Source organism: Bradyrhizobium sp. USDA 3364 (genome assembly GCF_054056355.1).
This window is the reverse complement of sequence record NZ_JBSRYG010000002.1, coordinates 6,656,589-6,681,311: the sequence shown is the minus strand read 5'-3', so window position 1 is coordinate 6,681,311 and position 24,723 is coordinate 6,656,589. Positions and strand designations below refer to the sequence as shown.

The following is a 24,723-nucleotide window of genomic DNA, read 5'->3' as shown; positions in this document are numbered from 1 at the left end:
ACCGACCTCATTGCACCGCCGACGCAAGCGTGCCGGCGGGCGTCCAGCCGCCGCCGAGCGCCTGGAACAGGCTGCTCGCCGCCAGCAGCTTGTTGAGCCGCACCGTGACCAGGTTGTTTTCCGCGGTGAACAGCGTCTGCTGTGCCTGCAGCACCGTGATGAGGTTGACCGTGCCGCCGCGCAACTGCGTCTCGGCGACCTCGAACGCCTTGCGCGACGCCGCCACCACGTCGGACTGCAGCCGCTCCTGCAGCGTGTACTTTTGCAGCGCGATCAGCGCCTTCTCGACATCGGCGAAGGCCGACAGCACCGCCTTGCGATAGGCCTGCAGGGATTGCAATTGCTGGCCCTTGGCGAGCTTGAGCTGGCTCTCCAGCAGGAAGCCGTCGAACAGCGGCTGGGTCAGCCCGGCGGCGAGCGTGTAGTACCAGGCGCCCGGGGCGAACAGCGAGGCGAGCGCCGCGCTCTGGAATCCCGTGGTGCCGGTCAGCTGGATCTGCGGGAAGAACGCCGCGCGCGCCGCGTCGACGCTGAAATTGGAGGATGCGAGCTGCGCCTCGGCCTGGCGGATGTCAGGCCGCTGGTACAGCAACTCGGACGGTAGTCCCGGCGTGACGCGCGGCACCGCGATCTGCGTCGTGGACCCGCCGCGCACCTTGAAATCCGCAGGCGCACGCGCCACCAGCACGGCGAGTGCCGCGATGTTCTGCCCGACCGTCACCTCGAGTGGCGGGATCGCCGCGCGCTGCGTCGCGACCAGCGCCTCCTGCTGCGACAAATCGAGTTGCGAGGCGGTGCCGCCGGCGAATTGCGACTTGATCAAAGCGAGGATGCGCTCGGCCGCCGCCAGATTGCGCCGCGTGACCTTGATCTCGTCCTGCGCCGCCAGCACCTGGAAGTAGGTGTTGGCAACCGTCGCCATCGTGGTCAGCGCCACCACCTCGCGATTGTAGCGGGCGCTGGTCGCGCTCTCCTCCGATGCGGACAGCGTCGCGCGGTTCTTGCCCCAGAAATCGACGATGTAGCTCGCACTCAGCCCCAGGCTGTACTGCGAAAACGTCCCGCTGATCCCGCCGAGCGATGAAGTCGATCCGGTCGCGATCTTCTGACGCTCGGCATTCGCCGAACCGGAGAGCGTCGGCAGCAGCGCGGCGCCGGAGACGCCGGCCTGGGCGTCGGCCTGCACGATCTGCGCGATCGCCACCGCGATATCGAGATTGTAGAGCTGCGCGGACTCCATCAACCCGGTCAGCTCGGGCGAGCGGAAGCCGCGCCACCAGGCGAGCGCCGGAACGGCCGCGTCGGCATCGCCCTTGGCGGCGGCGCGATAGCTCGCCGGCACTTCGAGGCTGAGCTCGGGCTTCTCCGCCCCCGGGATGCAGCCGGACAGACCGAGGCTGAGGCCGCCGAACGCCGCCGCGCGCAGAAACCGGGCCGGCTTCCGCAACTTCTCAAGATTTCGCAACGCTGCACCTGTCGGCATTTACTCGCCCGGTTGAAGTGAGGAGCCCGGCATCCGCATGGCGCCATTGCGGCGGACGCGCTGGGCCCACAATCGGAACCGGTCGAGATAGAGGTAGATGACCGGCGTGGTGTAGAGCGTCAGCACCTGGCTCAGGATCAGGCCGCCGACGATGGCGATGCCGAGCGGCTGCCGCAGCTCGCCGCCATCGCCCATGCCGACCGCCAGCGGCACGGCGCCGAGCAGCGCGGCCATGGTGGTCATCATGATCGGGCGGAAGCGCAGCAGGCAGGCCTCCCGGATCGCCTCGAGCGGCTCCAGCCCGCGCCTGCGTTCGGCCCTCCAGCGCAAAGTCGATCATCATGATCGCATTCTTCTTCACAATGCCGATCAGCAGGATGACGCCGATCAGCGCCATGATACTGAACTCGGTCTTGAATGCCATCAGCGCCAACAGCGCGCCCACACCCGCCGACGGTAGTGTGGACAAGATGGTCAGCGGATGGACGTAGCTCTCATACAGCACGCCCAGCACGATGTAGATCGTGATGATCGCCGCCAGGATCAGGAACGGCTGGTTGCTGAGCGAGTCCTGGAACGCCTTGGCGGAGCCCTGGAACGTGCCGCGGATCGTGGCCGGGACGCCGATCCGGTTCATGGTCGCCTCGATGCTGCTGACCGCGGTGCTCAGCGACACGTTCGGCGGCAGGTTGAACGAGATGGTGTTGGCGACCAGCAGGCCCTGGTGATTGACCGCAAGCGGCGTCGCGCCCTGCTTGAAGGCCGCCACCGCCGACAGCGGGATCATGGTTTCGCTATTGGTCGAGACGGCCGATCCGGTCGAGGCCACGCCCTTCCCGGTCGATCCGATCGAATTGGTGGCCTGGTTGCGTGCGGCCTGGGCGTTGGCCGAACTGGCTGCGCTCGAGGTTCCCGGCGCCACCACGGTACCCGCCACGGCGTTGGTCGACTGCGACCCGCCGACCGAGCCGCCCGACGTGCTGACATAGACGTCCTTCAGCGTCTCCGGATTCTGCCAGTAGCGCGGCGCGACCTCCATGACGACGTGGTACTGGTTGCGCGCGACATAGATCGTCGACACCTGACGCTGGCCGAAGGCGTCGTAGAGCGTGTTGTCGATCTGGCTCACCGTGATGCCAAGCCGGGCCGCGGCGTCGCGGTCGATCACGAGGTCGGATTCCATGCCCTTGTTCTGCTGGTCGCTGTTGACATCGGCAAGGTTCGGATCGCGCTGCAGGGCCGCCGCGATCTTCGGCGTCCATTCATTGAGCTCCTCCAGCGTCGATCCCTGCAACGTGTACTGATATTGCGCGTTCGAGGCCCTGCCCCCGACCCTGATGTCCTGCACCGCCTGCAGGAACAGGCTGGCGCCGGGCACCACCGACATCTCCCGCCTCAGCCGCGCAATCACGCCGTCGGCGCCGATCTTGCGCTGGTCGAGCGGACGCAGGGAGACGAACACGAAGCCGGAATTGGTCTGCCCGCCGCCGGTGAAGCCGACCGCGGTCTCCACCGCCGGATCGCGCTTGATGATGCCGACGAACTGCGCGAGCTTCTGCTGCATCAACTGGAACGACACGCTCTGGTCGGCCTGGATCGAGCCGACCAGCCGGCCGGTGTCCTGCTGCGGGAAGAAGCCCTTCGGGATCACGTCGTAGAGATAGAAGTTGAGGCCGAACACCGCCGCCAGGATCAGCATCACCGACAGCGGATGCGCCAGCGCCGCGGTCAGCGTCCTGCGGTAGAAGTTCTGCATCGCCTCGAAGAAGCGTTCGCTCGCCCAATACAGCCGGCCATGGCCGCCCCGGTCGGGCTTGAGCAGCACGGCGCACATCATCGGCGTCGTCGCCAGCGAGACCGCGAGCGAGATCAGGATCGAGATCGAGATCACCATCGCGAATTCGCGGAACAGCCGGCCGACGATGCCGGCCATCAGCAGGATCGGGATGAACACCGCGATCAGCGAAATGCTCATCGACAGCACGGTGAAGCCGACCTCGTTGGCGCCCTTCAGCGCCGCCTCCAGAGGGCTGAGGCCGTCCTCGATGTAGCGGGTGACGTTCTCCAGCACCACGATGGCATCGTCGACCACGAAGCCGGTCGCGACCGTGAGCGCCATCAGCGACAGATTGTCGAGGCTGTAGCCGATCAGGTACATCGCCCCGAAGGTCGCGACCAGCGACACCGAGACCGCAACTACCGGAATGAACGTCGCGCGCGCGTTGCGCAGGAACGCGAACACCACGATGATGACCAGCATCACGGCGAGGACAAGAGTTCGTTCCACGTCGTGCAGCGAGGTGCGGATGGTGGTCGAGCGGTCGACCGCGAGGCCGATGTCGATCGCCGGCGACACCGAAGCCTGCAATTGCGGCATCAGCCCCTTCACCAGGTCGACCGTCGAGATGATGTTGGCGTTCGGCTGCCGGTAGAGGATGATCAGCACCGCGGGTTTGCCGTTGGCGAGCCCGGCGTTGCGCAGGTTCTCGACGCCGTCGGCCACCTCACCGACGTCCGAGAGGTGAACCGGCGCGCCATTGCGGTAGGCCACGATCAGCGACCTGTAATCGGTGGCCCTGTTCGCCTGGTCGTTGGCATAGACCTGGTAGCGCTGGTCGCCGACGTCGATGCCGCCCTTCGGGCTGTGGGCGTTGGCGCTCGACAGCGCCGCGCGGACGTCTTCCAGACCGATGCCGTATTTGTAGAGCGCCTGCGGGATCAGATCGACGCGCACCGCGGGCAGCGAGCTGCCGCCCACCACGACCTCGCCGATGCCCTCGACCTGCGACAGCTTCTGCGCCAGCACCGTGGAGGCGGCATCGTAGAGATCGCCGCGCGTCAGCGTATCCGACGTGAGCGTCAGGATCAGGATCGGCGCATCCGCCGGATTGACCTTGCGATAGGTCGGATTGCTGCGCAGGCTGGTCGGGAGATCGGCCCGCGCCGCGTTGATCGCGGCCTGCACGTCGCGCGCCGCGCCGTTGATGTCGCGGTTCAGCCCGAATTGCAGCGTGATCCGGGTGGCGCCGACCGAGCTCGACGACGTCATTTCCGTGACATCGGCGATCTGGCCGAGATGCCGTTCAAGCGGGCTGGCGACCGTGGTCGCGACGTCCTGCGGGCTGGCGCCGGGCAGCGTCGCCTGCACGGAGATGGTCGGAAAATCCACCTGCGGCAGCGGCGACACCGGCAATTTGAAGAACGCGACAATGCCCGCCGCCGCAAGCCCGAAGGTCAACAGCGTGGTTGCGACCGGCCGGCGGATGAAGGGCGTTGACGGATCCATGGCTCAACGCGACCCGCTCGCCTCGCCGACCTCGTCTGCCCGCCCGGCGAACCGCAGCGCGAGGCGATCGAACCAGAGATAGATCACCGGCGTCGTGAACAGCGTCAGCAGCTGGCTCACCAAGAGGCCGCCGACGATCGAGACGCCGAGCGGATGCCGCAGCTCGGAGCCCGCGCCGCTGCCGATCATCAGCGGCAGCGCGCCGAGGACCGCGGCCATCGTCGTCATGATGATCGGCCGGAACCGCAGCAGGCAGGCCTGGTAGATCGCCTCCCGCGACGGCTTGCCCTCGTTGCGCTCGGCATCGAGCGCGAAGTCGATCATCATGATCGCGTTCTTCTTCACGATGCCGATCAGCAGGATGATGCCGATGATCGCGATGATGGTCAGATCCTGGCCGGCCATCATCAGCGCCAGCAACGCGCCGATGCCGGCCGAGGGCAGCGTCGAGAGGATGGTCAGCGGATGGATGAAGCTCTCATAGAGCACGCCGAGCACGATATAGACCGTGATGATCGCGGCCAGGATCAGGAATAGCTGGTTGGAGAGCGAGGACTGGAACGCCAGCGCCGCGCCCTGGAAGCTCGTGATCATGCCGAGCGGCTGGTTGATGTCGGCCTGCGCCTGCTTGATCGCCGTCACCGCGCTGCCGAGCGAGGCGCCCGGCGCAAGGTTGAACGAGACGGTTGCCGACGGGAACTGGCCGAGATGCGAGACCTGCAGCGGCGCGGTCTCGACCCGCATCTTGGCCATGACCGACAGCGGCACCGGCGTCGAGCCGACCGATGACGGCAAATAGATCGACGACAGCGAGTCCAGCGAATTCTGCAGCGACGGGTCGGCCTCCAGGATGACGCGGTACTGGTTCGAATTGGTGAAGACGGTGGAGACGATGCGCTGGCCGTATGAGTCATAGAGCGCATTGTCGATCGTCGCCGGCGTGATGCCGAACCGCGCGGCCTGGTCGCGGTCGATGTCGACGAACACCGAAAGCCCCTGCGCGGAGATATCGCTGGTGACGTCGCTGAGCTCGGACAATGCCCTGAGCTTGTCGACCAGCTTCGGCGTCCATTCCGCGAGCTCGTTCGGATCGGCATCCTGCAGGATGAACTGGTACTGCGTGCGGCTCACCGTGCCTTCGATGGTGAGGTCCTGCACCGGCTGCATGTAGAGCGTGATCCCGGTCAGCGCGGCGGTGCTGGCCTTGATCCGGTCCATGATCGTCAGGACGCCGGCCTTGCGCTGCTCATGCGGCTTCAGATTGATCAGGATGCGGCCGCTGTTGAGCGTGGTGTTGGTGCCGTCGACGCCGATGAACGACGACAGGCTCTCGACATCGGGGTCCTTCAGGACCGCGCTGGCGAGCCGCTGCTGCCGCTCGGCCATCGCCGCGTAGGACACCGATTGCGGCGCTTCCGAGATCGCCTGGATCACGCCGGTGTCCTGCACCGGGAAGAAGCCCTTGGGGATCACGACATAGAGCAGCGCGGTGAGGCCGAAGGTGGCGAGCGCGATCAGCAGAACGAACGTCTGGCGGTCCAGCACCCAGTTCAGCATCCGGCCATAGATCGCGATGACATGGTCAAACCCTTCCCGGCTGAGCCGCTGGAAGGTGTTTTCGCGCACCATCGTCTCCGGCTTAAGGAGTTTCGCGCAGGCCATCGGCACCAGCGTCAGCGACACCACGGCCGAGATCAGGATCGTGACCGACAGCGTGATCGCGAACTCGCGGAACAGGCGGCCGACGACGTCGCCCATGAACAATAGCGGGATCAGCACCGCGATCAGCGATACCGTCAGCGAGATGATGGTGAAGCCGATCTGCTCGGAGCCGCGCAGCGCCGCTTCCAGCGGTGACTCGCCCTCCTCGATGTAGCGCGAGATGTTCTCGATCACGACGATGGCGTCGTCGACCACGAAGCCGGTCGCGATCGTCAGCGCCATCAGCGACAGATTGTTCAGGCTGAACCCGAACAGGTACATCGCGCCCAGCGTGCCGACCAGCGACAGCGGCACCGACAGGCTCGGGATCAGCGTGGCGCGGGTCGAGCGCAGGAACACGAAGATCACAAGCACGACCAGCACCACGGCGAGCGACAGCTCGTATTCGACGTCGCGCACCGAGGCGCGGATCGTCACCGTGCGGTCGGTCAGGATGTTGAGGTCGATCGCCGCCGGCAGCGTGGCCTGCAACTGCGGCAGCAGATCCTTGATCCCCTGCACCACCGAGATCACGTTGGCGCCGGGCTGGCGCTGGATGTTGAGGATGATCGCCGGCGTCTCGTTCATCCAGGCGCCGAGCTTGTCGTTCTGCGCGCCGTCGACGACGTTGCCGACATCGCTGAGGCGGACCGGCGAACCGTTCTTGTAGGCGATGATCAGCGAGCGGTAGTCGCTGGCATTGCGGATCTGATCGTTGGCATTGATGGTGTAGGCCCGCATCGGGCCGTCGAAATTGCCCTTCGGCGTGTTGACGTTGGCGTTGCCGAGCGTGGTGCGGAGATCGTCGATGTTCAGCCCATAGGCCGCGAGCTTGCGGATGTCGGCCTGGATCCGCACCGCGGGCCGCTGGCCGCCGCTGATGCTGACGAGGCCGACGCCCGGGAGCTGCGAGATCTTCTGCGCCAGCCTTGTGTCGACGAAGTCCTGCACCTGGGTCAGCGGCATGGTCTTCGAGGTCAGGCCAAGCGTCAGGATCGGCGCGTCAGCCGGATTGACCTTGGCGTAGATCGGCGGCGCCGGCAGGTCCGACGGCAACAGATTGCCCGCGGCGTTGATCGCGGCCTGCACCTCCTGCTCGGCGACGTCGAGCGAGATCGACAGGCCGAATTGCAGCGTGATCACGGACGAGCCCGCGGAGCTCACCGAGCTCATCTGGGTCAGGTTCGGCATCTGGCCGAACTGCACTTCCAGCGGCGCCGTCACCGACGACGTCATCACGTCGGGGCTGGCGCCGGGATAGAAGGTCTGCACCTGAATGGTCGGATAGTCGACCTCCGGCAGCGCCGCAACGGGGAGGAATCTGAACGCCAGCATGCCCGACAGCATGATGGCGATCATCATCAGGGTCGTCGCCACCGGCCGCAGGATGAATGGCCGAGACGGGTTCATTTCTTCTGCCCGTCCTCGGACCGCTTGTGGTTGCCGCCTCCCGCCTTGTCGGGATCGGCGCCGCCCTTGCTGTCTCCCTTGTTATCGCCCTTCGCGGCGCCATTCGCCGCGCCCTTGACGGCAGAGGCCGCCGGGTTCGCGGCATCGGCGGCGGAGCGCACGACCACCTTCGCGCCCTCGCGCAGCTTGTCGGCACCGTCGATCACGATGCGATCGCCGGGTGCCAGCCCCGACAGTACCTCGACGCGATCGCCGTCGGTGACGCCGAGCTTGACGGGACGCACCGAGACCGTGCTGTCGGCATTGACGAGATAGACGAAGGTGCCCGGCACGCCGCGCTGAATGCCGGCGGTCGCCATCGTCGTGGCATCCTTGTGGGTGTCGAGCAACAGGCGGACGTTGACGAACTGGTTCGGATACAGCGTGCGCTTCTCGTTCTCGAACTGGGCGCGCAGCTTGATCGTGCCGGTGGTCGCATCGATCTGGCTGTCGAAGGTCTGCAGCGATCCCTCGGCGAGCTTGTTGGCGCCGCTGCGGTCATAGGCCGCGGTCGGCAGCACGGCACCTTCCCTCAACCGCTTCGCGACCGCCTGCAGATTGTCCTCCGGCAGCGTGAACAGCACGCTGATCGGCTCGAGCTGCGTGATCACGACGAGGCCGTTGGTGTCGCCCGGGGTCACGTAGTTGCCGAGGTCCACCTGGCGCAGTCCGACGCGCCCGTTGATCGGCGACACGATGTGGCAATACGCCAAATTCACTTCGGCTGATTTCACCGAGGCACGGTCGGCTTCCACCGTGCCCTGATACTGCGCGACCAGCGCGACCTGGGTATCGAGTGTCTGGTGCGGCACGGCGTTCTGCGCGGCGAGACCCTGGTAGCGGGTGAGATCGACCTGGGCGCCCTTCAGCTGCGCTTCGTCGCGGGCGAGCTGGCCCTTGGCCTGCGCCAGCGTCGCCTCATAGGGACGCGAATCGATCTCGGCGATCAGGTCGCCCCTCTTGACCTCATCGCCCTCCTTGAAATCGATCTTCATCAGGTAGCCGCTGATCTGGCTCCTGATCGTGACGGTCGCGAGCGACGTCACGGTGCCGAGCGCGTTCAGGCTGACGCCGATATCGCCCTTGCCGACGGTCTCCGGCACGATCGACATCGGCCCGGCGTTGCGCCCGCCGCCGGCCTGCTGTGGCGCGGCCTGTTGCCGCGTCCACCAGACGATACCGGCGAGCACCGCCAGCACCAGACATCCCGTGAGGAAGCCGCGCCAGCGCGACGACCGCCTCGTCTGCTCGGGAGCCAAAATCGACGGGTCCTTGATCTGCTGGTCCATAACTTGCCCACGAAGAAACACGAACGAGCTCGCGCGGCTCTATGTGTCCCCTGAAATCCGCGCGCGCCACATTCGAGGAAGCATTTTGAACGCTTCCGTCTGACAAAGCGCGTTAAGAATCGGAAAGGATGGCCCCTCCTTCCCGACCGGGCGCTGTTTCACGCTGGATTGTGGCAATTTTACCCAATCGTCTGTAGCCAGGGCAACACGATCAGCAACAATCCGGCAAAGTAGATCAGGCCGAAGATCAGCCCGAATTTCCAGAAGTCGCCTTTGCCGATATAGCCGCTGCCGTAATACATCGGCGCCGGTCCCGTGGCGTAGGGCGAGATCACGCCCATCAGCCCGAGCGAATAGACGCACAACAGCATCAGGGTCTGCACCGACAGGCCGGGAACGCTGGAGCCGACCGCGAGCACCACCGGCAGCACGGCTGCGGCATGCGAGGTGATGCTCGAGAAGAAATAGTGGATCCAGAAAAAGAAGGTGACGAGCAGAATCATTCCAATGAGCGGCGACGTGCCGGAGAGCGGCTTCGCGTAACCCTCGGCCACCCATTTGATGAAGCCGATCTCGTTGAGGCCTGACGACAGCGTGAGCAGCGAGGTGAAATAGAAAAATACCTCCCAGGCGCTCTTCTCCGCGACGATGTCCTCGAACGCGATCACGCCCGACAGCAGCATCAGCGAGATCACGACGAACACCACCGTGGTCGCGTTGATGAAGTTCGAGCCGAGCAGCGGCACGCTGATGTTGGGATTGGAGCCGCAGATCCACAGGAACATCGCGAGCAGCACCAGCACCGCCATGATCCACTCGTGCCGCGACGGCGGCCCCATCTTGGCGAGCTCGCCCTCGCTCCAGGTGACGATCTCGGGGCTCTCCTTGATCTCGGGCCGGCAGACGACATAGCTCAAGAGCGGCACCAGCAGCAGCAAGAGGATACCGAGCGGTGCGAAGCCGATGAACCATTGCGACCAGCCGACTTCGATATTGACGAGCTTCTTGGCGATCGAGAGCGCGGCGGCGTTCGGCGCCAGCGCGGTCAGAAACAGCGAAGAGGTGACCGCCGTGGTCGCGAACGCCGTCCACATCACGAAGGTGCCGATCTTGCCCGCGGTCGGGCCGGGCTCGGAGCCGTAGATGCGCGGGATGTTGCTGACGATCGGATAGATGGTGCCGCCCGAGCGCGCGGTGTTGGACGGCGTTGCCGGCGCCAGCACGAGATCGGAGAACGCCACCGCATAGCCGAGCCCGATGGTGCGGCGGCCGAGCCCGCGCACCAGCATCAGCGCCAGCCTGCGGCCGAGCCCGCTCTTGCGGTAGCCGATCGAGAACACGAAGGCGCCGACGATCAGCCACACCGTGCTCTCGGAAAAGCCGCCGAGCATCCAGCGCAGCGACTTGTTCGGGTCGGGCTCGACATAGCCGCCGACGCCGGCGACCGTCAGGCCGATCAGGCCAACCGCGCCGACCGGCATCGATTCGAGGATCAGCCCGGCGATGACGGCGGCGAACACCGCAAAATAGTGCCACTGATTGGCGTTCAGCCCCGACGGCACCGGGACCAGATAGATCACGAGCCAGACCAGCAGCGGCGCAAACGTCCGCCATGACGTCTTCATGCAGCGTCCCCCTCACCTGTGTTGATTGTCGGGCGCGCGAACCACCAGTGTCCGCAGGCGGCGGCGCCATCTTTTTGTTGCAATGTAGCACGGCCGCGCACGCCGTCTCGGGAAACTGCGGCCGAACGGCGGCTTGTGGAGGAACCGGCGCATCTCGTCAACACCGTGCGAGCCCCGAGGCAGCCCCCATCGCAAGGTCGCCTGCGCTTTGCTATTCTCGCGACCATGACGTCACGCGACTCCGCTTCCTCCGAGATCACGCCCGAGGTGCTGCTGCGCGCCTATGCCTGCGGCATCTTCCCGATGGCGGAGAGCGCTGACGATCCGACCCTGTTCTGGGTCGAGCCGGAATTGCGCGGCGTGATTCCGTTCGACGGCTTCCGTGTCGCCTCCCGCCTGGCACGCACCGTGCGTTCCGATGCATTCACGGTCACGGTCGATACCGCGTTCAAGGCCGTGATCGCCGGCTGCGCGGCGCCGCAGCCCGGCCGCGACGACACCTGGATCAACAAGCGGATCCGCGATCTCTATGTCGGGCTGTACGCGTCAGGTCATTGCCACAGCGTCGAGGTCTGGCAGGACGACAATCTGGTCGGCGGGCTCTATGGCGTCAGCCTCGGCCGCGCCTTCTTCGGCGAAAGCATGTTCCATACCACGCGCGACGCATCGAAGGTCGCGCTGGTGCACCTGGTGGCGCGGCTGATCGCAGGCGGCTTCGAGCTGCTCGACACGCAGTATGTCACCGAGCACCTGAAGACGTTCGGTGCGATCGAGATCTCGCGCCGCCGCTATCGCGCGCTGCTCGACAAGGCGATCACGGGCGCGCCTGCGGAATTCCACAAGCTCGACGCCACACTGCCGGTTAGGGGTGCCGACGCGCTGGCGATCATCGCCGAGCGCAATTGAACTAAGCTGGTGCCGTAGCCCGGATGAAGCCAACGGGTCGCGCGAACGCGCGCCCGATGACAGGCGCAATCCGGGAAAGTCCTCCGCGGGGAAAGAACCCGGATTTCGCTGCGCTCGATCCGGGCTACACGTATTGATCAGTTTCCGAACAAGCCGCCGAACAACCCGCCCGGCCGCTGCTGCTGGGGCGGCGGGGGTGGCGGCTGCTGCTGGTATTGCGGCTGCGGCGGCGGGCGCGGCGCGGCCTGCTTCGGCGGCGCGCGCTTCTGGGCCGGCGGCGGAGGCGGCGTCGGCGCCTTCGGCGGGTCGGGCGCGGCGGTCACGATGGTCTGGTCCGGACCTTTGCAGTCGGTCAGCCAGATGTCGTAGATCGGATGCTCGACGCCATGCAGGCCGGGGCTCGCCGCGAACATCCAGCCGGAGAAGATCCGCTTCACCTCGCCCTGCAAGGTGATCTCGTCGACCTCGACGAAGGCGTCGGTGTTAGCGGCTTCGGTCGACGGCCGTGTGTAGCAGGCATCGGTCTTCACCCGCAGCGCGCCGAATTGCACGGTCTCGCCGATATCCTCGTCGAAATTGATGATGCGTCCGGTGATCTTGTCGAGGCCGGAGAAGCTCGCCTTCTTGTTGGTGATCTTGGTCGACGGCGGCTCCTGCACGACCTCGTCGCCCGGCTGCAACGCGGCAGGCGTCTGCTGCGGGGTGCCCTGAGGTGCGCCCTTGGGACGCTGGCCCGGCGGCAGCGGGTTGGCTCCGGGCGGCGTATTGGCAACGGCGGGACCGCCGGGCTGCGGCGGCTGCACGGCAACGCCGGGCTGGGTGCCTTGCGGCGCGACCGTGGAGCCGGGCGGCGGCGCCAGGGGCTGCGACTGCACGCTGCCGGGCGGCGGTACCGCCTGGCCCGGCGGCAGGGCTCGCGGCTGGGTCGGCAACAGGCGGCCGCGCGGCAATTCCGGCACTTCCTCGTCGTCGTCGCTGGGCGGCGCCGGCTGGCCGCGCGGGATCGCGCCGGGCGGACGCGGCGCGGGATCGGAGAAAATCGTTCCGATCTGCGCGCGCGCGGGGCGGCGCAAGCGAGATGGTTGAGGCGGCAACCAGGGCCGCAAAGCCAGTCAGGGCAACGGTTCGAAGCATCTCGCGCGGCTTTAAAGGGCGAATCGGGCTCGCGACAGTTTACCTTGATATCGGCCGCTCGCAGGCCACCGGTTAACACGCCGAATACGGCGGGGAAAGGGCACCCGGCCACCTCTCCCCGGCCCTCTGACCAACCACTGGTCCACCCTCTGGCCAGTGCTGGGAACACGTGTGATAGTCCTCACGCTGAAGGCGCGCGGCACCGCGTGAAAACCAGGAAAATCCGGATCGAACCGGACCAGCCAGAGGAAACCCAAAATGCCAGATCGCATCAGGCTCGACGGCCGGGTCGCCGTTGTCACGGGGGCTGCCGGCGTCATCGGAACCGCCACGCTCCATCTGCTCGCCGAACGGGGTGCGCGGATTGTCGCAGTCGACCGCAAGGACGCCGACCTCAAAGCCGCCATCAAGGACCTCCCCGGCTCGGCCGAGGCCGTCGCGATCGAAGCCGACGTCACCGACGAGGACCAGGTCAAGGACTATGTCCGTGCCGCCGTCGACCGCTTCGGGACCATCGACGCCTTCTACAACAACGCCGGCATCGAGGGCGACATCAAGCCGATCCCGGAATACTCGCTGGAGAGCTTCCGCCGGGTGCTCGACGTCAACGTTGTCGGCGTCTTTCTCGGCATGAAGCATGTGCTGCCCGTGATGCTGAAGCAGAACAAGGGCAGCATCATCAACACCGCCTCGATCGCGGGCCTCGTGGGATCGCCGATGATCGCGGTCTACAGCGCGAGCAAGCACGCGGTGATCGGACTGACCAAGAGCGCAGCCTGGGAATGCACCGGCACCGGCGTGCGCGTCAATTGCGTCTGTCCCGGCATGATCGAGAGCCGGATGCTGAGCACGATCCTGCAAGGGCGCTCCGGCGGCAACGCACCGCCGCCGATCGAGAAGATCGTCGACCGCATCCCGGCGCGACGGCTCGGGCTTGCGAGCGAAGTTGCCTCCATCGTCGCTTTCCTTGCCTCCGACGAGGCGAGCTACGTTTCGGGCTCCGCCTACGCCGTCGATGGCGGCCGCACCGCCGCCTAGGGCGCATTGTCATTCCGGGATGGTGCGCAAGCACCAGACCGCAAGGTGCGCACCGGGAAATCTCGAGATTCCGGGTTCGATGCTGTCGCATCGCCCCGGAATGACATCACCAAGCATCACCAGAAGGTTCTTTGTCCATGCCAGTCGTTCTCGATCCCGATGCCGCCGCCGTCTACAAGGCCTTCCAGGAGGCCGGCCGCCCCGCCTATGAGACGCTGACCGCAGCGGAAGCCCGCGACTATTATCGCGCCGCCCGCATCGTCTCCAATCCCGAGCCGCCCGCGCTCGAATCGAGCAAAGAGCTCGGGATCCCGGCGCCGCATGGCAGCATCCCCGCCCGCATCTACACGCCGACAACGCTGCGCAAAAAGGACGGCCTCGCGCCATGCCTGGTGTTCTTCCACGGCGGCGGCTGGGTGATCGGCGATCTCGACACCCATGAGGTGGTTTGCCAGAAGCTTGCCCATGAGAGCGAGCTGATCGTGATCTCGGTCGATTATCGGCTCGCGCCCGAACATCGTTTTCCCGCCGCGGTGGATGACGCCGTCACCGCGACCAGATGGGTCGCCGCCAACGCGAAAGGTCTCGGCATCGATGCCGCGCGCCTGATCGTCGGCGGCGACAGCGCCGGCGGCAATCTCGCGGCCGTGGTTGCGCTTACCGCCCGCGACGGCGGACCGAAGCTTGCCGCGCAGTTGCTGGTCTATCCCGCAACCGATTTCTCGCGGAAGCATCCCTCGCATCGCGAGCCCGAGACCAGCATCCTCTTGACGCATTCGGTGATCGGCTGGTTCAGCAATCACTATCTCGGAGACGCCGACAACGGCGACTGGCGCGCCTCGCCCGCGCGCGCGAACAACTTTGCCGGCTTGCCGCCGGCCTATGTGCTGACCGCCGGCGCCGATCCGCTGCGCGACGAAGGCGACGAGTATGCGAAATTCCTGAAGGACGCCGGCGTGCCCGTGACCTACCGGCATTTCCCCGGCCAGTTCCACGGCTTCTTCACCATGGGCAAGCTGCTCAATCAGGCCAACGTCGCGGTGACCGAGATCAGCACCTGGCTGAAGTCGCTGGGCTGATCGCGGCGTTGTAGCAGACGCACCTTGCGGCGTTAGCGCGCCTTGAAGTTCCCCGCGCCGCGCGATAGTGCGGCCCGACACGCTTCATGCCGCCGGGCACTCCAGCCAGCGAGATCGTCTTGCTCACGCCACTCCTCGTCTACGGTATTCCGCTCGATTTCATCCTGTTCGCGCTGACGCTGCTCGGCGTCGCGATCTTCCATCACCACACGCTCAGCGTGGCGTTGACGGGACTTGCCGCGATCGTTGCCTACAAGCTGCTGTTCACGGGCTTTGCGACATTCGGCACGGGCCTGCCCGGCCTCGCGCACCACATGGCGCATGAGTGGGTCACGCTCGCGAATTTGTTCCTGCTGTTGATGGGATTTGCGCTGCTGTCGCGCCATTTCGAGGAGAGCCGGATCCCGGACGAGATGCCGGCGCTGCTGCCCGATGACTGGAAGGGCGGACTGATCCTGCTGGTGGTCGTGTTCGTGCTGTCGGGCTTCCTCGACAACATCGCGGCCGCGCTGATCGGCGGCACCGTGGCGCGCCACGTGTTCCGCGGCCGCGTCCACATCGGCTATCTCGCGGCCCTCGTCGCAGCGTCCAACGCCGGCGGCGCCGGCAGCGTGGTCGGCGACACCACGACGACGATGATGTGGATCGACGGCGTCAGCCCGCTCACCGTCGTGGAGGCCTATCTTGCCGCCGCGGTCGCCATGCTGGTGTTTGCGGTGCCGGCCTCGTTGCAACAGCACCGCTTTTCCCCGATCGTGAAGAACGCACCATCCGGCCTGAAGGTCGACTGGGCGCGGGTTGCGATCGTTGCCGTGATCCTGCTCGCCGCGCTGACCGCCAATGTCACGGCCAACCTGAAATTCCCCGCGCTGCTTGACGCACTGCCCGTGCTCGGCCTCGCGGTGTGGGCCGCGATTCTCGTCACCTCGCTGCTGCGGCGGCCGGACTGGTCGGTGATGCCCGAGACGCTCAAGGGCACCGTCTTCCTGCTCGCGCTGGTGACGGCGGCCTCGATGATGCCGGTGGAGAAGCTGCCGGCCGCATCATGGCAGACCGCGCTCGGGCTCGGCTTCGTCTCGGCGGTGTTCGACAACATTCCCCTGACCGCGCTGGCGCTGAAGCAGGGCGGCTACGACTGGGGCTTTCTCGCCTACGCGGTCGGCTTCGGCGGATCGATGGTCTGGTTCGGTTCGTCCGCCGGCGTTGCGGTGTCCAACATGTATCCGGAAGCCAAGTCGGTGGTCCGCTGGGTCACCCAGGGCTGGCCGATCATGGTGGCCTATGTCGTCGGCTTCTTCGTGATGCTGGCCCTGCTCGGCTGGCACCCCGACGCACCGCATTGATACAAATGGGAAATTTTCCACGCTGCGGCGCACAGTCGCTGCTGCCTCAAAACTGTGGAAAAACGAGACAAATCCGTTGACATTGCTAAACTCCATTTCGCCGTAACAACTTATGGAGATTTCGCATGAGTGTTAGTGCAGAAGTCCTCGCCCGCGCCCCTTCGGAGCAGTTGGAGGACGAAATCCACACGGTGACCTCGCATCGACCACGCAGCAATATCCGGCCTCTCTCACCGATGCCGGACTATGTCGAGCACCGCAACGGGGTCAACGAGGTTGGCAAGCTCTCGGCCGAGGCGGTCGTGCGCGAATATGAAGCGGCGGTGAAAGAGATCGAGGCCCTTGGAACGGAATTGCAACTGGCCGCCAAGAATTGCGAGGCAATGGTGGCGGGCGTTCATGACATGATCGCTGAAATCAAGGAGTTCGCTGCTGGTTACCGTGATCAGGGCAAGCGTTTCTTCCTCCAGATCGAAGCGGTCTCGTTGATGACCATGGAGGTCAGGGATACCTGCGAAGCACTCAAGAAGAAGATCGCGACCGATACATTGAGCCAGTGATTTTTCGGTTGAAGCAGATTTCTTGATCAGCGCATCCGGGGATCTCCGCGTCGTGAGCTGATCCTGTATTGGTGAATGACTGCGCTATTCCGGCGCGGCGGACCGTTAGTTCTATTCAGAACCAAGTTGTTCAAGACCAAGTTTGTTCAAAACCAGGTCGCCCAACATCTAGCCCCGCTTCGGCGGGGCTTTTGTGTTGTGCGGCGCGCAGTCTCCGCGCGCGTCGCGCCCTCAATGGGCCGGGACTCCGTCCATGACCGATTCAACGCGCGTCAGGTGCACGCTCGGCCATGTTCACCGCCGGAGACAAATCGAATATCGGAGACCAGCGGTCGCTGAAATCCCTCGCCGGGAGCGTGTCCGTGCCGGAGGCGACAATGCCATCGGTCCCGGACGTGTGCGATCTCACCGTAGCGGCGGTTGCAGTGACAGCCAGCAGGGCGACGGCCACGAACCCGGTAATCGTTCGATGCTTTGTCATTTAGAACCTCCTCGGGTCCCCAATGCCCACTAACGTGGGTCACGGGAACCTTCGCCAGGTTCATCACGGCAAGGACGGTATTGATCGCGTGAAATCGGACAACGATCTTGTCCCATACTCAAATTGCCTTTGCCGGCAGCGCCGATGAGTTTAGCGACCGTCCGTCATCGGCAACTGTGTTCGCTTGGCGTGCAAGACTTACCCCACCCGCGCGGCCCGGCGCAGCGATTGCGGCGGCTGGCCGAAGGCGCGGATGAAGGCGCGGCGCATCCGCTCGGGATCGCGGAAGCCGGTGATCTCGGCGACGCGCTCGATCGCCTCGCCCGACGACTGCACCCGCTGCCGCGCCACCTCGATCCTGAGCCGCTCCACCGCTTTCGACGGCGTGGTGCCGGTCTCCGCGATGAAGGCGCGGGTGAAATGCCGCGAGCTCATCCCGGCCTTGTCGGCGAGATCCTCGACCGTCAGCGGCGCGTCGAGATGCTCGCGCGCCCAGGCGAGCAGCGGCCCGAACCTTCCGTTCGGCGTCTTCAATTCCAGCAGCGAGGAAAACTGCGACTGCCCGCCGCTGCGCCGGTGATACAGCACGAGCTGCCGCGCGGTGTTCTGTGCGACCTCGTCGCCGTGGTCCTCGGTGATCATCGCGAGCGCAAGGTCGATCCCGGCGGAGATGCCGGCCGAGCTCCAGATATTGCCGTCGCGGACGAAGATCTGGTCCGGCTCGAGCCTGACCTTCGGATAGCTCTTCACGAAATGCGGCGTGCGCTGCCAATGCGTGGTGGCGCGGCGGCCGTCGAGCAGGCCCGCCTCGGCCAGCACATAGGCGCCCGAGCAGACGCTGGCGACGCGAATGCCGCGGCTTGCCATCCGCCGCACGAATGCCAGCGTGGTCGGACAGGTCGCAGGCCCGCGCACGCCGTTGCCGCCCGCGATGATCAACGTGGTGATCGCCGCCGACGGCTTGAGGCCGCGCGCCAGCATCTCGACGCCGGACGAAGAGCGCACCGGCCCTGCCTTCGCCGCGATCGTCCTTATCGCGGGCGGATTGTTGGCGAAGCGCGCCGCGATCTCGAAGGCCGCGATCGGGCCGGCCGCGTCGAGCAGTTGGAAGTCGGGAAAGATCAGGATGCCGATCATCGTCAAATCCTCGCGGCACCGCTAGGTCCGAAAATGAGGGAAATACGCCATTTTGGACGGAAGGGCATCATGCGATCGTGGTTCCGTCAAGCGCTATTTGGAGACCTCAGATGCCCGAACCCCTGCAGATTGGATTGCTCGTCTTCCCGAAGGTGACCCAGCTCGACCTGACCGGCCCGCTGCAGGTGTTCTCCTCGGTCCCCGGCGCCCAGGTGCACCTGATCTGGAAACGGATCGAACCCGTGCCGACCGATTCCGTCATGATGCTGACGCCGACCACGACCTTTGCCGACTGCCCGCAGCTCGACGTGATCTGCGTGCCCGGCGGCTTCGGCACCGACGACATGGTCGGCGACGAGGAAATGCTCGGCTTCCTGCGCAAGCAGGCCGAGGGCGCGAAATACGTCACGTCGGTCTGCACGGGATCGCTGGTGCTCGGCGCCGCCGGTCTGCTGAAGGGCTATCGCGCCACCACGCATTGGAGCGCGATCGACTTCCTCGCCGGCTTCGGAGCCATTCCGACCAAGACCCGCGTCTGCGTCGACCGCAACCGCTTCACCGGCGGCGGCGTCACCGCCGGCATCGATTTCGCGCTGACACTGGTGTCCGAGCTGGTCGACCGCAAGACTGCGGAAGCGATCCAGCTCAGGCTCGAATACAACCCGGCCCCGCCGTTCAATGCCGGCTCGCCGGATACTGCGCCGGCCGAGATCCTCGCCGTCATGAGGGAGCGGATGGGACCTGCGCACGCGCGCCGCGGCGAATTGATGGGCCGCGCCGCGGCGCGGCTGTCTTGACTGATCGCTTCAAAGAAAAAGGCCGCCCGGTTTCCCGAGCGGCCCTTCCTGTCTCACGGTAGCCTCACATTTGCGGGCGATTTCAGGACATCTGTACCGGGGGCCTATCTCCCGGCCGCATCCAACTCGGAGGCCGCTGCTCATCGGGACAGTCGCGATCTGGAGCCCGATCCGACGCGATGGTCTCCCATCTCCGTAAGATGGCTACATTGAGCCGCGAGCCCGCGTGCAGCGCAAGCGGCGAGCTCCGGCCGCAGCGCACCTGTCCCCGCTGTTACCGTTGTCCACAGGCGCGCCTGCGCTGCCACAGGAGTGTGCGCGATGCACGCGCGTCGTTGCGCACGTCCACCTTGGAAACAGCGATGCGTGAAGCTCAGCTTCCCGGCGTCCAGGCGTGATAGTCGCCGGTCGCCTTCGGGCGGCGGCCGCTCGCCAGCGTCGAGCCGGACGGACGGTAGGCCTGCGCGGTGCCGGTCATGTTCGGCAGATGCGGCTTTTCCCATTCCCGCGGCGCATAGTTCTGCTCGGTCGGAGGCACATCGACCGTGTGATGCAGCCAGCCGTGCCAGCCGGCCGGGATCCGGGACGCTTCGGCATAGCCGTTATAGACCACCCAGCGGCGCTCGAAATGCAGCGTCGGGTCGATCTCGCCGCCCTTGGTGCGATAGTAGCGGTTGCCCTGCTCGTCCTCGCCGACCAGCTCGCCGTAGCGCGAGGTCCACAACTGCGTGCCAAAGGTCTGGCCGTTCCACCAGGTGAAGAATTTCAGCAGGAATTGTTTCATGCGTGGGCCGGTCGTCGGTTCGAGGCAGTCCGGCTCTGATGCCACCTGAATCCGCAAATGTCCAGCCGCCGCCAAGGTAGCCCGGCACTCCTCGCGTGCCCTCCGATCACAGATCCGTTTGGCGACCAAATGACGCGGTCACGAGGAGTTTTGTTCAGCCGCCATACATGCGCCGCCGGGCATGCAAACATGACCCACAATCAATGTGGAGCACGGGAACGTCCGACCGCTCAAATGGTTGGACCTTGTCCGTTTTGATGGAGTCCAAGATGATCAATATGAAGGTTCTGAGCACCGCTGCGGCTCTGGCGCTTGCGCTGCCGATCGTGGTGCCGACTGCCTCGTTCGCCCAGTCTGCTGCCCAGATGGGCGCGATGGGCGGTGGCGGCGGCGGTGGCCACATTGGCGGTGGCGGCGGTGGTGGCTTCGGCGGCGGCCGTGGAGCAGCGATGGGCGGTGGCGGAGGCTGGCATGGCGGCGGCGGCGGCGGTCACTGGGCCGGTGGTGGCGGCGGCGGTTGGCGCGGCGGCGGCTGGCACGGCGGCGGCGGATACTATCGCGGTGGCGGTTACTATCGTGGCGGCGGGTTCTGGCCCGGCGCGGTGGCCGGTGCGGTCGTCGGCGGCGCGCTCGCCTCGGGCGCCTACGGCTATGGCCCCGGCTACTATGACGACAGCTACGGCTACTACGACGACAGCGCGCCTGTCGCCGTGGAGACCGTCCCGGGCGGCGGCGATGCGAGCTACTGCGCGCAACGCTACAAGTCCTACGATCCGGCCTCGGGCACCTACCTCGGCTATGATGGCCAGCGGCACCCCTGCCCGTAACCATGGCCTGAACTACCAAGTTTAAAAAGGGCGGCGGTAACGCCGCCCTTTTTCGTGTGCGGGTTCACGTGCGCAAGGCCACCGCGACCGCTGCGAACGTCACCAGCAGCGCCGCGATGTCGCTCGTGCTGAGCGGTTCGCGCAGCATCGCCGCGGCCGCGAGCACGCCGACGATCGGCACCAGCAGCGTGCCGATCGACGCGGTCGCCGCCGGCAGCCGTTCCAGCGCCGCAAACCAGCAGACATAGCAAACGCAGAACTGGATCAGCGTCATGTAGATCATCGACGCCCAGCCGAGCTGCGACAGCGCGGCAAGCTGCGGCTGCTCGATCAAGACGCCGGTGATCGCGATCGGCACGCAGCCGATCGCAAGCTGCCAGGCCGCGAGCGACAGCGGTGGCATTGCGAGCTTGAAGTATTTGGTCAGCACAGTGCCAAGCCCGACGCAGAACGCGCCGGCGAGCGCAAACAGGACGCCCGGCAACTTGCCGAGGCTCGCGTCGATCCCGCCGCCGCCGATCAGCGCGGCGATGCCTGTGAGCGCCACCGCAAGCGCGAGCGCGCGAGCCGGCGACACCCGCTCGCCGAGCACCGGCCAGGCCACCAGTGCGACCCAGACCGGAATCGAGATCCCGAGCACGGCCGCCTCGCTGGCGCGAAGCCAGATCAGCGCCAGGCCCATCGACGCGACCCAGCCGCCGATCGAAAGCGTTGACACCAGGGCAAGCCGCAACCACATGCCCTCGGGAACGCGCAGCGTCTGTCGGCGTGCGAGCGCCACCAGACCGAGGGCGGTTGCGCCGACCACGCCGCACAACCCGCGCGATGACAGCGGCGGCCACTCCGTCAGCAGGAACTTCATGATCGGAAAATTGAGACCCCAGCCGGTCGAGGCGACCACCAGGAATGCGAGGCCGAGCGGTGACAGCGGGGCGCGGCCGGCGGCGGGAACTGCGGTCATGGACCTGTCGTAATGTAGTCGGACAAATACAAGTGATGGTATCAGGGCTAGCTGGAAATCTGCTTGTCAGCAAACAGCATCTGCATTCTATGATACAGACTTTCCGTTCAGGTTCCGCCTTAATCGGCAGACGGGCCAAGCGAGTCGCCGGCACGCGAGGCCGTAGCAAGAGGATGCATCGTGCCGAGCGTTCTCGTGGTCGATGACGACCCGATGGTGTGTGTCGCCATCGAGGTGTGTTTGCAACGCCAAGGCTTCGACGTCACCGTCGCCGACGGCGGTGAAGCGGGTATGCGCGCGCTGGAGCAGGCGACGTTCGACGTCATGCTGGTCGACGTCTTCATGCCGCATATGCGCGGTTTCGAGGCGATCCGCATCTTCCACGAGCGCGCCCCCGACATCCCCGTCATCGCGATGTCCGGCTATGCCTTTGCCAATGCCGACCGCGCGCCGGACTTCCTGCGGATGACGATCGAGCTCGGCGCGTCGGCCTGCCTGCGCAAGCCGTTCACCCCGCAGGCGCTGGTCGCCGCCGTTAACGAATGTCTGGCGAAGTCCGCTCCTTCCGCTCGTCTTTCCAAGTAATTGCTCGTACTAATCGTCGATGGCTTCCCAGCGTCTCATCCTTGGCAGTGGCCTTGCGATCCTCCTTGTCATCAGCGCGGCGTCGATCGGGCTGGATGTCAAGTCGCGCAGCGAGATTGATTCGGTCGATCGCACGCTCAGAATCCTCAAATGCATCTCGGATGCGCGTCCGCTGCCCCGCGCGGTCGAGAGCGCGGCGCGCGGCTTCGCGCTGACCGGCGATGCGTCCTTTGCCGACGAATTTCGCGAGCAGAGCACCGCCCTCACCGCCGCCTTCGACGAGCTCACGAATGCCGTGAAGTTGGCGCCCGAGGAGGCCCACCTGCTCGCCGGCACCAGGGGACAGGTCCAACGCGCCATTGCGCTCGGCGCCGAACTGATCAGGTTGCGCACGGCCGGCGATACGGCCGGCGCCGCCGCGCTGATCTCCGCGGGCGAGAGCCGCGCGCTGATGGACAATGTCGGCGGCGCGCTCGACCGCCTGGTCACCGAAGAGCGCCGCCTGCTCGGGATTCGCACCGAACAGTCGAAGACCAACGGCCGGCTGCTGCTGGCGATCGACCTCGCCGGCGTCGCGATGATCCTGCTGCTCGCAGTCGCGCTGACGCTGACGGCCCGGCGCGCCAGCCGCGAACTGCAGGGCGCGCTCAGCGCGACCAAGGCGACCAATCTGTCGCTCGAGGGCAAGGTGGCCGAGCGCACCAAGGATCTCGGCGCAGCGCTCGAAGAGCTCCGCCGTTCCACCTCGGTGATGGAAACCACCTTCCGCACCATGGCGGAGGCGGTGCTGGTGATCGACGCCACCGGCACCGTGCTGCTGTCGAACCCGGCCGCCGAGAAGATGCTGCGCTACAAGCCGGGCATGACGGTCCGCCAGCTGCGCGCCATGAGCAACGTGTTCCAGTCCGACGGCGTCACGCCGATGCAGGCCGACGACATGCCCTCGGCCAGGACGCTGCGCGGCGAGGAATTCGACGGGCTGGAATTCGTCGCAAGGCCGGTGCGCGGTGCGCCGGAGATTCACCTCGTGGTGTCGGGCCGCCCGCTGCGCGACGGCGGCGACACCATCACGGGCGCGGCGCTGATCTATCACGACATCACCGCCTCGCGCGAAACCGAGCACAAGCTGCAGCAGGCGCAGAAGCTCGACGCCATCGGCAAGCTGACCGGCGGCGTCGCGCACGACTTCAACAACATGCTGACGGTCATCACCGGCACCACCGAGACGCTGGTCGACAGCCTGCGCTCCCAGCCGAAGCTGGCGCAGACCGCCGAGTTGATCGACCGCGCCGCCGAGCGCTGCCGCGAGCTGATCCAGCATCTGCTCGCCTTCGCCCGCCGCCAGCCGCTGGAGCCGCGCACCGTCGACATCAACGGCACCGTCGTCGACATCGCCAAGCTGCTGCGGCCGACGCTCGGCGAGCAGATCGAGATCAATTCGGTGCTGGCGCCCGATGTCGCCAGCGTCCATATCGATCCGTCGCAGCTCGCCAACTCGCTGCTCAACATGGCGATCAACGCCCGCGACGCGATGCCGAACGGCGGCAAGCTGCTGTTCGAGACCAGCAACATCGTGCTCGACGACGCCTATGCCGCTGTTAATCCCGACATCACGCCGGGGCGCTATGTGCTGCTCGCGGTCAGCGACACCGGCACCGGCATGTCGCACGCGGTGCAGGACAAGGTGTTCGAGCCGTTCTTCACCACCAAGGAGGTCGGCAAGGGCTCCGGCCTCGGCATGAGCATGGTCTACGGCTTCGTCAAGCAGTCCGGCGGTCACATCAAGATCTACAGCGAGGAAGGCCACGGCACCACGATCAAGCTGTACCTGCCCCCTGCCCGCGGCCAGGTCGAGGTGGAAGCCCCCCCGCCGGAGCCGCCGCGGCGCGGCAGCGAGGTCATCCTGGTGGTGGAAGACGACCAGTTGGTGCGCAACTACGTGGTCACGCAGCTGACCAGCCTCGGCTACAAGACCATCGCCGTGCCCGACGCCCGCGCCGCGCTGGCGCTGGTCGACAAGGGCGAGAAGTTCGACCTGCTGTTCACCGACGTCATCATGCCCGGCGGCATGAACGGCCGCCAGCTCGCCGACGAGGTGAGGAAACGGCGGCCCGGCCTCAAGGTGCTCTACACCTCAGGCTATACCGAGAACGCGATCGTACATCACGGCCGCCTCGACGAGGGCGTGCTGCTGCTCGCAAAACCCTATCGCAAGGCGCAGCTCGCCAGCATGCTGCAGCAGGCGCTCGGCGAGTGAT

18 protein-coding genes and 1 pseudogene are annotated in these 24,723 nt (G+C 66.1%); 9 read left to right on the top strand and 10 right to left on the bottom strand.

Going from position 1 to position 24,723, the window contains the following annotated elements; genetic code table 11:
- Positions 1-7 precede the first annotated feature (7 nt).
- From ACVILL_RS31220 to ACVILL_RS31200, 5 genes and pseudogenes are all read right to left on the bottom strand, one after another.
- Complete coding sequence (locus tag ACVILL_RS31220; RefSeq protein WP_456732569.1) at positions 8-1,483, bottom strand: efflux transporter outer membrane subunit; 1,476 nt, start codon at positions 1,481-1,483, stop codon at positions 8-10.
- Positions 1,484-4,769: pseudogene (locus ACVILL_RS31215) on the bottom strand (efflux RND transporter permease subunit).
- A 3-nt stretch (positions 4,770-4,772) separates the two neighbouring features.
- Positions 4,773-7,880: an MdtB/MuxB family multidrug efflux RND transporter permease subunit gene (locus tag ACVILL_RS31210; RefSeq protein WP_456732568.1), complete on the bottom strand. Its 3,108-nt coding sequence runs from the start codon at positions 7,878-7,880 to the stop codon at positions 4,773-4,775.
- Positions 7,877-9,208, bottom strand: coding sequence for an MdtA/MuxA family multidrug efflux RND transporter periplasmic adaptor subunit (locus ACVILL_RS31205; protein WP_456732567.1), 1,332 nt, complete (start codon positions 9,206-9,208; stop codon positions 7,877-7,879). Before ACVILL_RS31205 ends, ACVILL_RS31210 begins: the two co-directional genes overlap by 4 nt.
- Positions 9,209-9,387: 179 nt before the next feature.
- On the bottom strand, positions 9,388-10,833 hold the full coding sequence (locus tag ACVILL_RS31200) for a DASS family sodium-coupled anion symporter (RefSeq protein ID WP_456732566.1): 1,446 nt from the start codon (positions 10,831-10,833) through the stop codon (positions 9,388-9,390).
- A 225-nt stretch (positions 10,834-11,058) separates the two neighbouring features.
- Here ACVILL_RS31200 and aat point away from each other — a divergent pair, with 225 nt between their 5' ends.
- On the top strand, positions 11,059-11,739 hold the full coding sequence (gene aat, locus ACVILL_RS31195) for a leucyl/phenylalanyl-tRNA--protein transferase (protein ID WP_456732565.1): 681 nt from the start codon (positions 11,059-11,061) through the stop codon (positions 11,737-11,739).
- A 137-nt stretch (positions 11,740-11,876) separates the two neighbouring features.
- On the opposite strand, the gene ACVILL_RS31190 is transcribed toward aat, so the two are convergent.
- Positions 11,877-12,812, bottom strand: coding sequence for a DUF2155 domain-containing protein (locus ACVILL_RS31190; protein WP_456732564.1), 936 nt, complete (start codon positions 12,810-12,812; stop codon positions 11,877-11,879).
- 319 nt (positions 12,813-13,131) lie between these two features.
- On the opposite strand from ACVILL_RS31190, the gene ACVILL_RS31185 reads away from it, so the two are divergent.
- The 4 genes from ACVILL_RS31185 (at position 13,132) to ACVILL_RS31170 (ending at position 16,893) form a co-directional block, all read left to right on the top strand.
- Positions 13,132-13,911: an SDR family NAD(P)-dependent oxidoreductase gene (locus ACVILL_RS31185; protein ID WP_456732563.1), complete on the top strand. Its 780-nt coding sequence runs from the start codon at positions 13,132-13,134 to the stop codon at positions 13,909-13,911.
- Positions 13,912-14,048: 137 nt separating this feature from the next.
- The gene (locus ACVILL_RS31180; RefSeq protein ID WP_456732562.1) at positions 14,049-14,990 is read left to right on the top strand and encodes an alpha/beta hydrolase; all 942 of its coding nucleotides are present in this window, start codon (positions 14,049-14,051) and stop codon (positions 14,988-14,990) included.
- Positions 14,991-15,109: 119 nt separating this feature from the next.
- A complete protein-coding gene (locus tag ACVILL_RS31175; RefSeq protein WP_456732561.1) occupies positions 15,110-16,333 on the top strand; it encodes a citrate transporter in 1,224 nt (407 codons plus the stop codon).
- 125 nt (positions 16,334-16,458) lie between these two features.
- The gene (locus ACVILL_RS31170; RefSeq protein WP_456732560.1) at positions 16,459-16,893 is read left to right on the top strand and encodes a hypothetical protein; all 435 of its coding nucleotides are present in this window, start codon (positions 16,459-16,461) and stop codon (positions 16,891-16,893) included.
- 262 nt (positions 16,894-17,155) lie between these two features.
- Here ACVILL_RS31170 and ACVILL_RS31165 read toward each other — a convergent pair whose 3' ends face one another.
- Together ACVILL_RS31165 and ACVILL_RS31160 are read right to left on the bottom strand one after the other, a co-directional pair.
- On the bottom strand, positions 17,156-17,374 hold the full coding sequence (locus ACVILL_RS31165; protein WP_456732559.1) for a hypothetical protein: 219 nt from the start codon (positions 17,372-17,374) through the stop codon (positions 17,156-17,158).
- 198 nt (positions 17,375-17,572) lie between these two features.
- Complete coding sequence (locus ACVILL_RS31160) at positions 17,573-18,511, bottom strand: GlxA family transcriptional regulator (protein ID WP_456732558.1); 939 nt, start codon at positions 18,509-18,511, stop codon at positions 17,573-17,575.
- Between the two features lie 110 nt (positions 18,512-18,621).
- On the opposite strand from ACVILL_RS31160, the gene ACVILL_RS31155 reads away from it, so the two are divergent.
- Complete coding sequence (locus ACVILL_RS31155) at positions 18,622-19,308, top strand: DJ-1/PfpI family protein (protein WP_456732557.1); 687 nt, start codon at positions 18,622-18,624, stop codon at positions 19,306-19,308.
- 373 nt (positions 19,309-19,681) lie between these two features.
- On the opposite strand, the gene ACVILL_RS31150 is transcribed toward ACVILL_RS31155, so the two are convergent.
- Complete coding sequence (locus ACVILL_RS31150; protein ID WP_456732556.1) at positions 19,682-20,092, bottom strand: NADH:ubiquinone oxidoreductase subunit NDUFA12; 411 nt, start codon at positions 20,090-20,092, stop codon at positions 19,682-19,684.
- 269 nt (positions 20,093-20,361) lie between these two features.
- Between ACVILL_RS31150 and ACVILL_RS31145 the strand changes: the two genes are divergently transcribed.
- The gene (locus ACVILL_RS31145; protein WP_456732555.1) at positions 20,362-20,919 is read left to right on the top strand and encodes a BA14K family protein; all 558 of its coding nucleotides are present in this window, start codon (positions 20,362-20,364) and stop codon (positions 20,917-20,919) included.
- 64 nt (positions 20,920-20,983) lie between these two features.
- Here ACVILL_RS31145 and ACVILL_RS31140 read toward each other — a convergent pair whose 3' ends face one another.
- Positions 20,984-21,880 (bottom strand): DMT family transporter, encoded by an 897-nt coding sequence (locus ACVILL_RS31140; protein WP_456732554.1) that lies wholly within the window; start codon positions 21,878-21,880, stop codon positions 20,984-20,986.
- Positions 21,881-22,060: 180 nt separating this feature from the next.
- Between ACVILL_RS31140 and ACVILL_RS31135 the strand changes: the two genes are divergently transcribed.
- Positions 22,061-22,465 carry a response regulator gene (locus ACVILL_RS31135; protein ID WP_456732553.1) on the top strand — a complete coding sequence of 135 codons (405 nt, stop codon included), beginning with the start codon at positions 22,061-22,063 and terminating at the stop codon, positions 22,463-22,465.
- 19 nt (positions 22,466-22,484) lie between these two features.
- Positions 22,485-24,722, top strand: coding sequence for a CHASE3 domain-containing protein (locus ACVILL_RS31130; RefSeq protein WP_456732552.1), 2,238 nt, complete (start codon positions 22,485-22,487; stop codon positions 24,720-24,722).
- The last annotated feature ends 1 nt before the right edge of the window (position 24,723 follow it).